Source organism: Vreelandella zhaodongensis (assembly GCF_013415115.1).
Taxonomy (GTDB): Bacteria; Pseudomonadota; Gammaproteobacteria; order Pseudomonadales; family Halomonadaceae; genus Vreelandella; species Vreelandella zhaodongensis.
The window spans coordinates 285,864-293,946 of sequence record NZ_JACCDD010000007.1 but is presented as its reverse complement, the minus strand read 5'-3'; the positions used below and the strand labels follow the sequence as shown (position 1 = coordinate 293,946).

Genomic DNA, 8,083 nt, shown 5'->3' with positions numbered 1-8,083 from the left:
TTTTGCTTTTTAGGGGTCTCCCCTGGACCCCGTTTGTCGGGAACAAACGGGAACCGCTTTAGCGGGCCCGAAGGGCGAGTCTCAGGATGAGACGAGTAGAGTAGCGGAGCGCCGCCCGGATCATCGTCAGGCACTTATTAAGAAAAACCCCAGCTTCATTAGAAGCTGGGGTTTTTTGTTGTTGAGCTATTGGTTATGAACTATTTGAAAAATCCCCCAGGGCGCAAGCTCTGGGGGATTTTTTATGTGTGAAAGAAAGTCACTATTTACCATTCGATTGGTTCGCCGGCCCAATCCCAAAAGCTGCCGGTTTCCTCTGGTGTGCGTTTGGAAATAACCGCCAGTAGCTGCTTGGCTACGAAGTCAGGTGTAAATAACTTTTCGCTGGGTACACGAGCCTGGAAAGGTTTCGACAGCGCTGTATCTGTGGTGCCTGGATGAAGACACAGCACGATAGACTGCTTGTTCAGTCGTGCGAGTTCGATGGAGATGGTCTTCATTAACATGTTATGCGCTGCCTTACTGGCTCGGTAACTGTACCAGCCGCCATACCCGTTATCGCCAATAGATCCAACGCGTGCCGAAAGGCTAGCGATGATGGCCGGGTGTTTGCCTTGTAGCGATGGCTTAAGTGCGGCGATCAAAAGCGCAGGCGTGGCTGCATTAATCTGCATAACATGGGCGAATGATGCTTCATCTAACTGCTCTAAACGCTTTTCAGGCTGCACATTGCGCGTGTCATCATGCAGCGTGCCAATGGTATTGAACAGCAGATGTACTGGGCTCCCATTAAGCTGTTGGCAAAGTGTTGTGCGACCCGGCTCAGTCGTTATATCAGCGGTTACCGACACCAGATTAGGGTGCGCAATAGACAGAGGCGAGCGGCTGACAGCAACAATATGGCCTACATGGGATTCAGCAAGCAGCGTTTCAATAATGGCGCGGCCAATGCCACCATTAGCACCGGTGACGACGGCGGTGTAGTCTTCGGGAAGGTGGGAAAGCATCCGTTCGGCTCCAATTGTGAATACTAGTGTTCACATTGAAGCGGCTTGTACAGGATTTGTCTATGGTTGTGCAGACATACTAAGCGGATGCGTTAATGCGGCCAGGCTGAGCATTATTACGCCCATTTGGCTTATAGAGAGTTTTTTCAGCAATTTGGCGAATGTAATCCAGCATGTCCTGATTATGCTTCATTCTAAGCGATAGCATTTGGCCTGTTAAAAGGTTCATGCGTGATACGCGCTCGCTTTTCTCGAGCAGGTTGTCCCAGGTCGTCAGGCAGTCAGCGTCATTCGCCGCTTGCTTAGCACCAAGCGCACCGTCTGGGTAACCAAGCTTTGTTTGCACGCTGCGGCGTAACGTTTCGATACGCTCCAGTTCTGCTAGCAACGATTGCTTTCTTACCGCAATAACAGTGAGGGCATCGCCATCGATATTGCCTTGAGTAAGCAGTGATTGCTCATCAGAGAGCATTATCACTAGTTCATCGAGGCGCTGTAGTTGGTCTGATAGCAGTCGTGAAAGGCCCATAGGTATGCGCTTATAAATCTTTTAAGTTGGCAATTAAGCCGTCAGCGATACGGTCAGCACGGATTTCCAGCCGTCCCTCTCGTATAGCATCGCGAATTTCTTGCACTTTTGCAGAGTCGATATCCTGAGAGCTATCCACATGCATCTGGCTAAGTTGTGTTGCCGAGCGTGTAGAGCTGTCAGCCTCGGAAGACTTACTGTCAGTGACTTTCTGTGTTTCATCACGTTGCTGCGCCTGGTTAGAGCGTAGCAACGGATTGACGTTATCAATTTTCACGTTGTTTGCCTCATCGTCAACGTTGGTGCGGCCTGCGCTGTATTACTCAGTATCGGCCTATATAGAGAGGACTTTAGGTGTTCAGTTAAAAATCTATGACCAGAGTCCCTTGGCCAACGACGCGTGCTGTCACTAACTCACGTGTGTCAAAGCGTACACGAATACGCTCTCCTTGGGCACCATCAGCGAGCGCTTCCCCTTCGCGAGAAACGCGAAAGCCAGTGCCTTGTGCAATGACGGTAACCCGCTGGCCGCGCTTTACTACCTGGGGCGCTTTCAAGTCGTGCGCCTGAAATGTGTTGCCACCACGAATATTACGTTGCGCAACCATTCCGATAATGTCGTCTTGCTGAGTAATGGCCTGCGCCGTTAAGTCACCAAGATTGCCCTCTCTCTGACTCAGCATTTCTCTGGTAATTAGCGTGCCCCTGTCGATATCTTGTCCGGCGACGACGTAGTTTCCAATGATATCAATCTGTGCCTGCATATACCTTACTTGGCGACTGGCTTCGCCACAGCGTACACCCACGGAAACGCGTCCAAGGGGTGACTGACGGGCATTTGGAAAAAATGGCTCGGGAGCGACGCAGGCGGGTAGGTGCGGAGAAGGTGGGGATATGTCAATCATCACTTCCTGGCCGAGTGCCTGAGTCTCCTGGTAAAGAAACTGCTGAACGGTATCCATCAATACTTGGTCGCTAGCCTGTGCAGGTAATGAAAAAGCAAGACTAATCAAGGATAAACGGAGCAGTTGCTTAAGTGTTGCGATGCGGCGTAAAGCAGGGCGCAGCTGATAAGACATGAAGGCGTCGCTCAATCTAAAGGAGGCAGATGATAAGCATCAGCGGTGCAGTGTAGTGCAAAAGTATCCCGTGCATCATGTGAAATGCTGGTGTAAACGGCAGCTGTTCCATGCTTTAGGCTGACGAGGCGAAGCCTATTATTCATCATCAATAATATCCATTTTATTTTGCTTCCCAGCGAACGAGGATTGGCATGATTGATCAGCTTGAATCTGCCTTTAATTATCACCAGCAGGCGCTGGGCTTGCGACAAGCTCGCCACAACGTCCTCGCTGCCAACATTGCTAACGCCGATACGCCCAACTATAAGGCGCGGGATCTCGACTTTGCCAGTGAACTTAAAAAAGCCGTTGCGGGTAGCCAGCCACAGCAGCAGCAAAATGGTGGGCTTTCGCTGTCACGTACTTCCGGCCGCCACTTGCAAGGCGAAGGCCCTGCTTGGCGTGGGGTGGGTAGCACGGAGCTGCTTTATCGCGTTCCTGACCAGCCTAGCTTGGATGGAAATACGGTTGATATGGATCGCGAGCGTACTCAGTTTGCAGACAATGCTGTTCGCTACCAAGCCGCACTGACAATTATGAACAGCCGGATTCAGGGTCTGAAAACTGCGATGCAGCCTGAATAACCACGTGGCAGGAGAAAAGTAACCTATGTCGATGTTTTCAGCCTTTGATATTGCAGGCTCTGCAATGAGTGCGCAGGCGCAGCGCATGAACGTGACTGCTAGCAATATGGCGAATGCTGACAGTATTGCGGGCCCTGATGGAGAGACCTACCGGGCTAAGCAGGTGATGTTTGAAACCCAAGCACACAATAACCGGTATGGCGTCGGTGGCGTTCGTGTCACGGAGGTGGTTGAAGATACGTCTCCGCTACGTCTGGAATATATGCCCAGCCATCCTGCAGCCGATGAAGACGGGTATGTCGCTAAGCCCAATGTTGAGCCTGTGCATGAAATGGTCAACATGATTTCGGCATCACGTTCTTACCAAGCCAACGTAGAAGTATTCAATACATCGAAACAGATGATGATGCAGACGCTGTCACTGGGTGAGGGCTAATTATGAGTACGATCGACCCGGCAATGTTGTCGAATCTAAATGGTAGTAGCGGTGCTCAGCTAAAGCCCAGCGCCTCAGATGAGCTACGCAACAGCTTTCTGACGCTACTGATTACCCAGCTACAGAATCAAGATCCGCTGAATCCGATGGAAAATGCGGAGATGACCTCCCAGATTGCTCAAATTAATACCGTCAGCGGGATTGAGGAGCTGAATAGCACCTTGAAAAACATTACCAGCCAGATGGATGCCAACCAAGCGCTGCAGGCAACTGGCTTGATTGGGCAAGGCGTGATGGTGCCTGGTAACAAGATCATGTTAGAGCAAGATGGTGAAGGCAAACCTTACACAACACCTTTTGGTATCGAGCTTGCCAAGCCAGCTAACACACTCAATGCAGTGATTGTTGGTCAGGGCGGCCAAGTGATCAAGCGCTATAACTTGGGCTCAGTGGAAGCGGGTGTGCAGTCTTTTCAGTGGGACGGTAAAAACGATCAGGGTGAAACAGTTGCCAGTGGTCGTTATACGGTTCAGCTAGAGGCCTTAGATGCTGAGGGCAAAGCGCTAGACTCAACCGCATTGAACTATGCCGTTGTTAATAGTGTGACCCCTAACGACGGTAACGGAAGTGTTCGGCTGGATTTAGGGGCTATTTACGGACAGGTTCAGCTTGATCAGGTCAAGCAGATTCTTTGAGCAACCTGTAAGTAATACGACGTTTTTACAGTAAGAACGTTTTTATGAAAAAGACGTTTTGATGAGGAAAGTATTATGTCATTTACAACGGCAGTGGCTGGTCTTAACGCACAGTCAGACAAGTTAAATTCTGCGGGTAACAACATCGCCAACTCGCAAACCGTCGGCTATAAGCGCTCTGACGTTTTGTTTGCCGATGTGTTTGCTGCCTCTCGGGGTATCGGCGTGCAGGTATCGGGTCTGCGCCAGGACTTTTCCCAGGGCAGCATCGAAAGTACCGGCCGTAACTTGGATCTGGCGATTTCCGGCGAAGGTTTTTACCGCCTTGAGCGTCCAACCGGTGAAGTAGGTTATTCGCGTAACGGCGAGTTTGGCATTACGTCCACCGGCGATATCGTCAATGGCCAGGGCGATCGCCTGATGGGTTACGGCATGGATCGCGGCGTCACTGCAGACACTGACGATCAGCAGGCCTTCCCGTTCTCAAACGTGTTGGTGGGCGGTGCCCCGCAGGCATTAAATATTCCGGTTGATGACATTCCGGCAAGGGCAACCACAGAAGTCAATGCGCTGTTAAACCTGGATGCCAGGGCCGTTAGTGGACAAGATTTAAATACGCTTGAACTCGACGGTGGAGATATCGACTATCACTTCTCCAATAACTTTACCGCCTATGACTCGTTGGGCAATGCCATTAATGTTGCTACTTACTTTGAAAGGGTAGGTAACAGCAACCAATGGAATGTGACCGCCGTCACTGACGGGGTCGAAAGAGGCAGCTTTACATTAGATTTTACCCAGAGCGGTAGACTACAAACCGATGCGAATGGCGTCGTTACCGGTGTTAACGGTGGTGCACAGAGTGCGGTTATTACTGGCATTCCCGGTGGCGTTGATGCTGAAGACCTCGAGCTTGAGCTTAAATTCGATGGCACTACTCAGTTTGCTGCTGATTCGCTGCAAAAAGAGCTAAATCAGGATGGTTTCACCTCGGGGGCACTGGCAGGCATTACAGTCACCGAAACTGGCGTTATTCAGCGTAACTTTACCAACGGTGAAACGCGCGCTGCGGGTCAGATTGCGCTAGCCAGCTTCCGTAATGAAGAAGGTCTGCAGTCGTTGGGTAACAACCTTTGGGCGGCTACCAATTCGTCCGGTTTGGAAAACCTAGGGGCACCGGGCACCGGACGCCTTGGGCAGATTCAGGCCGAAGCCGTGGAAGCGTCTAACGTCGATTTGGCTCGTGAGCTGGTAGATACCATCGTGGCGCAGCGCGCTTACCAGGCTAACTCTAACACCATCAGCACCCAGGATGAGCTACTGCAAACCATTATTAATCTGTAGTGGTTATCGTTTGTAGTGATCGTGGCGTGATGGGCTAAGGAGTCAGTTGTGGATCGCATGTTATACACCGCCATGAGCGGCGCTAAACACACCATGGATCAGCAGGCTGTGGTGAGCAACAACCTGTCAAATGTGTCCACGGCGGGCTTTCGTGCTCAGCTGCAAGCTGCGCGTGCGGTGCCAGTGCAGGGGGATGGCTTGCTCGACACGCGGGTATCAGCGGTGGCGACCACCCCGGGCACTGATTTCTCGCAGGGCCCTATTGAACGCACTGGCCGAACCCTCGATATCGCGATGCAGGATGATGCCTGGATGGCGGTGCTAGGCGAGGACGGCACTGAGGCGTACACCCGGCGAGGTGATCTGCAGCTGGACAGTGATGGCGTGCTGCTCAGTGTTGGGCGTCCGGTGATGGGCGAAGGTGGGCCTATTGCCTTGCCCCAAGGCGCACAGATATCGATTGGTGCAGATGGCACTATCAGCGCTATTCCTCAAGGTGAGGGACCAGCCGCGCTGGTGGATGTCGGTCGCATTAAGCTAGTGACGCCGGATCAGCAAGCACTAATACGTGGGGACGACGGTCTATTTCGCGGGCCGCTAAATGATGATGGCGTGGCTGGAGCCCTACCGGCTGATGATGATGCCCGTATTGTCAGCGGGGCGCTGGAAGGCAGCAACGTCAGTGCAGTGGATGCCATGGTATCTATGATTGATGTTGCCCGCCGTTACGATATGCAAATGAAAATGCTCAGTACCGCTGATGAAAATGCTCAACGGGCAAACAGTATTTTATCTATTCAAGGCTGATAGCAGTCTGTCAGTTGAGGGAACACGACAATGATTAAATCCTTGTGGACCGCCAAGACGGGGCTGGAGGCACAGCAAACCAAGCTGGACGTGCTGTCAAATAACTTGGCGAACGTGAGTACGAATGGTTTTAAGCGCTCACGTCCTGTATTTGAAGACCTGCTTTATCAGAATATGCGCCAACCAGGTGCGCAAAACAATATTCAGGATCGTCTGCCTTCCGGTATGCAAATAGGTACCGGTGTACGTGCGGTTGCCACTGAGCGCCTGCATACCCAGGGTGGCCTTGAAGAAACAGGCAACTCCCGCGATCTGGCGATTAATGGCGAAGGTTTTTTCCAGGTGTTATTGCCTGATGGCACCGTTGGCTACACCCGTGACGGTAGTTTTCAGCTCAATGAAAACGGTCAAATGGTAACGGCCAATGGCTATCCATTAGAGCCCGCCATTTTTGTACCTGCTAACGCGCTTTCTGTCGCCATTGGCGAAGATGGCACGGTCAGCGTGCGCCAGCCTGGTATCGCCCAGGATGCTGACATTGGCCAGATTAACGTTGCATCGTTTATCAATCCGGCAGGGTTAGAAAGTGTTGGCGGTAACCTGTACCTGGAAACCGGTGCCTCCGGTGCGCCGAACCAAGATGTGCCTGGTAACAACGGGGCAGGCAGGCTGTTTCAAGGCTTTGTGGAAACCTCCAACGTTAATGTTGTTGAGGAAATGGTCAATATGATCCAAACCCAGCGCGCTTATGAAATTAACAGCCGTGCGGTGTCTACCAGCGACGAAATGCTAGCGCGTTTGAGCCAGCTCTAACGTTATTAATGAAAAGGGCTTACTAACAGGTCGTCTTATGCAGGATCTAAACGCTATTTCACGTCGCCTTACGTTAGTTGGCCTCGCACTATTTATGTTGCTGGCGGCAGGGTGCGCACAAATTCCCCGCGCTTCAGTGGTGGGTGAGCAAGAGCAAATAAATATTGTTGACCGCCCACCCCCCATTGCGAATGGCTCTATTTATCAAGCTCGCCGTGGCTATCAGCCGCTGTTTGAAGACCGGCGCCCCCGGGCCATTGGTGATATTTTGACCATTGTGCTTGATGAGGAGGTCAGTGCCAGTAAAAACTCCCAGTCCAACGCCAACCGCTCAGGCAGTGCCAGTCTAGAGCTTGCACAATTGCCAGACGTATTGGATGCGCTGGCAGATTATGGATTTGATGTATCCGGTGCGAGTGATTTTGCCGGTGGTGGCGGCTCTCAGGCCAATAACAGCTTTACGGGCACGATTACGGTATCGGTGTTAGAGGTAATGAATAACGGCAACTTGCGGGTACGCGGCGAGAAACAAATAGCCATTAACCAAGGAACGGAGTTTATCCGCTTTTCTGGCGTCGTTAACCCTCGCACGATTACGGCGCAAAACTCCGTGCCTTCTACCCAAGTGGCAGATGCCCGCATTGAGTACGTTGGTGATGGTTACATCAACGAAGCGCAGCATATGGGCTGGCTACAGCGCTTTTTCCTAAATGTATCGCCGTTTTAGGCGTGCGACACGGCTCGTCA

At 51.8% G+C, this 8,083-nt stretch carries 11 protein-coding genes; 7 read left to right on the top strand and 4 right to left on the bottom strand.

The genetic code is table 11. The annotated features are described in order from the left end of the window. Positions 1-266: 266 nt before the first annotated feature. The 4 genes from HZS79_RS14100 to flgA form a co-directional block, all read right to left on the bottom strand. Positions 267-1,007 carry an SDR family NAD(P)-dependent oxidoreductase gene (locus HZS79_RS14100; protein ID WP_179928171.1) on the bottom strand — a complete coding sequence of 247 codons (741 nt, stop codon included), beginning with the start codon at positions 1,005-1,007 and terminating at the stop codon, positions 267-269. Between the two features lie 79 nt (positions 1,008-1,086). Continuing rightward, positions 1,087-1,536, bottom strand: a complete 450-nt coding sequence (locus tag HZS79_RS14095) for a flagella synthesis protein FlgN (RefSeq protein WP_179928170.1) — start codon at positions 1,534-1,536, stop codon at positions 1,087-1,089. 10 nt (positions 1,537-1,546) lie between these two features. After that, a complete protein-coding gene (gene flgM / locus HZS79_RS14090) occupies positions 1,547-1,813 on the bottom strand; it encodes a flagellar biosynthesis anti-sigma factor FlgM (RefSeq protein WP_162219972.1) in 267 nt (88 codons plus the stop codon). Positions 1,814-1,898: 85 nt separating this feature from the next. Then, a complete protein-coding gene (gene flgA, locus HZS79_RS14085) occupies positions 1,899-2,615 on the bottom strand; it encodes a flagellar basal body P-ring formation chaperone FlgA (protein WP_179928169.1) in 717 nt (238 codons plus the stop codon). A 194-nt stretch (positions 2,616-2,809) separates the two neighbouring features. Between flgA and flgB the strand changes: the two genes are divergently transcribed. From flgB to HZS79_RS14050, 7 genes are all read left to right on the top strand, one after another. Beyond that, entirely contained in the window at positions 2,810-3,241 is a 432-nt protein-coding gene (flgB, locus tag HZS79_RS14080) for a flagellar basal body rod protein FlgB (RefSeq protein WP_162219974.1), read from the top strand. A gap of 25 nt (positions 3,242-3,266) precedes the next feature. Further along, positions 3,267-3,677, top strand: coding sequence for a flagellar basal body rod protein FlgC (flgC, locus tag HZS79_RS14075; RefSeq protein WP_162219975.1), 411 nt, complete (start codon positions 3,267-3,269; stop codon positions 3,675-3,677). A gap of 2 nt (positions 3,678-3,679) precedes the next feature. Then, positions 3,680-4,372, top strand: coding sequence for a flagellar hook assembly protein FlgD (locus HZS79_RS14070; protein WP_162219976.1), 693 nt, complete (start codon positions 3,680-3,682; stop codon positions 4,370-4,372). A gap of 75 nt (positions 4,373-4,447) precedes the next feature. After that, positions 4,448-5,716 (top strand): flagellar hook protein FlgE, encoded by a 1,269-nt coding sequence (locus tag HZS79_RS14065; protein ID WP_179928168.1) that lies wholly within the window; start codon positions 4,448-4,450, stop codon positions 5,714-5,716. A gap of 48 nt (positions 5,717-5,764) precedes the next feature. After that, positions 5,765-6,523 carry a flagellar basal-body rod protein FlgF gene (gene flgF, locus HZS79_RS14060; RefSeq protein WP_162219978.1) on the top strand — a complete coding sequence of 253 codons (759 nt, stop codon included), beginning with the start codon at positions 5,765-5,767 and terminating at the stop codon, positions 6,521-6,523. Between the two features lie 30 nt (positions 6,524-6,553). Next, entirely contained in the window at positions 6,554-7,336 is a 783-nt protein-coding gene (gene flgG, locus HZS79_RS14055) for a flagellar basal-body rod protein FlgG (RefSeq protein ID WP_162219979.1), read from the top strand. 37 nt (positions 7,337-7,373) lie between these two features. Beyond that, positions 7,374-8,063 carry a flagellar basal body L-ring protein FlgH gene (locus HZS79_RS14050; protein WP_162219980.1) on the top strand — a complete coding sequence of 230 codons (690 nt, stop codon included), beginning with the start codon at positions 7,374-7,376 and terminating at the stop codon, positions 8,061-8,063. Positions 8,064-8,083: the final 20 nt, after the last annotated feature.

What these genes read in the sequence shown, in the direction of transcription:
- HZS79_RS14065 (WP_179928168.1), top strand. Translation starts at nt 4,448, where the DNA reads ATGTCATTTACAACGGCAGTGGCTGGTCTTAACGCACAGTCAGACAAG.
- HZS79_RS14070 (WP_162219976.1), top strand. Translation starts at nt 3,680, where the DNA reads ATGAGTACGATCGACCCGGCAATGTTGTCGAATCTAAATGGTAGTAGC.
- flgA (WP_179928169.1), bottom strand. Translation starts at nt 2,615, where the DNA reads ATGTCTTATCAGCTGCGCCCTGCTTTACGCCGCATCGCAACACTTAAG.
- flgC (WP_162219975.1), top strand. Translation starts at nt 3,267, where the DNA reads ATGTCGATGTTTTCAGCCTTTGATATTGCAGGCTCTGCAATGAGTGCG.
- flgB (WP_162219974.1), top strand. Translation starts at nt 2,810, where the DNA reads ATGATTGATCAGCTTGAATCTGCCTTTAATTATCACCAGCAGGCGCTG.
- HZS79_RS14050 (WP_162219980.1), top strand. Translation starts at nt 7,374, where the DNA reads ATGCAGGATCTAAACGCTATTTCACGTCGCCTTACGTTAGTTGGCCTC.
- HZS79_RS14095 (WP_179928170.1), bottom strand. Translation starts at nt 1,536, where the DNA reads ATGGGCCTTTCACGACTGCTATCAGACCAACTACAGCGCCTCGATGAA.
- flgG (WP_162219979.1), top strand. Translation starts at nt 6,554, where the DNA reads ATGATTAAATCCTTGTGGACCGCCAAGACGGGGCTGGAGGCACAGCAA.
- HZS79_RS14100 (WP_179928171.1), bottom strand. Translation starts at nt 1,007, where the DNA reads ATGCTTTCCCACCTTCCCGAAGACTACACCGCCGTCGTCACCGGTGCT.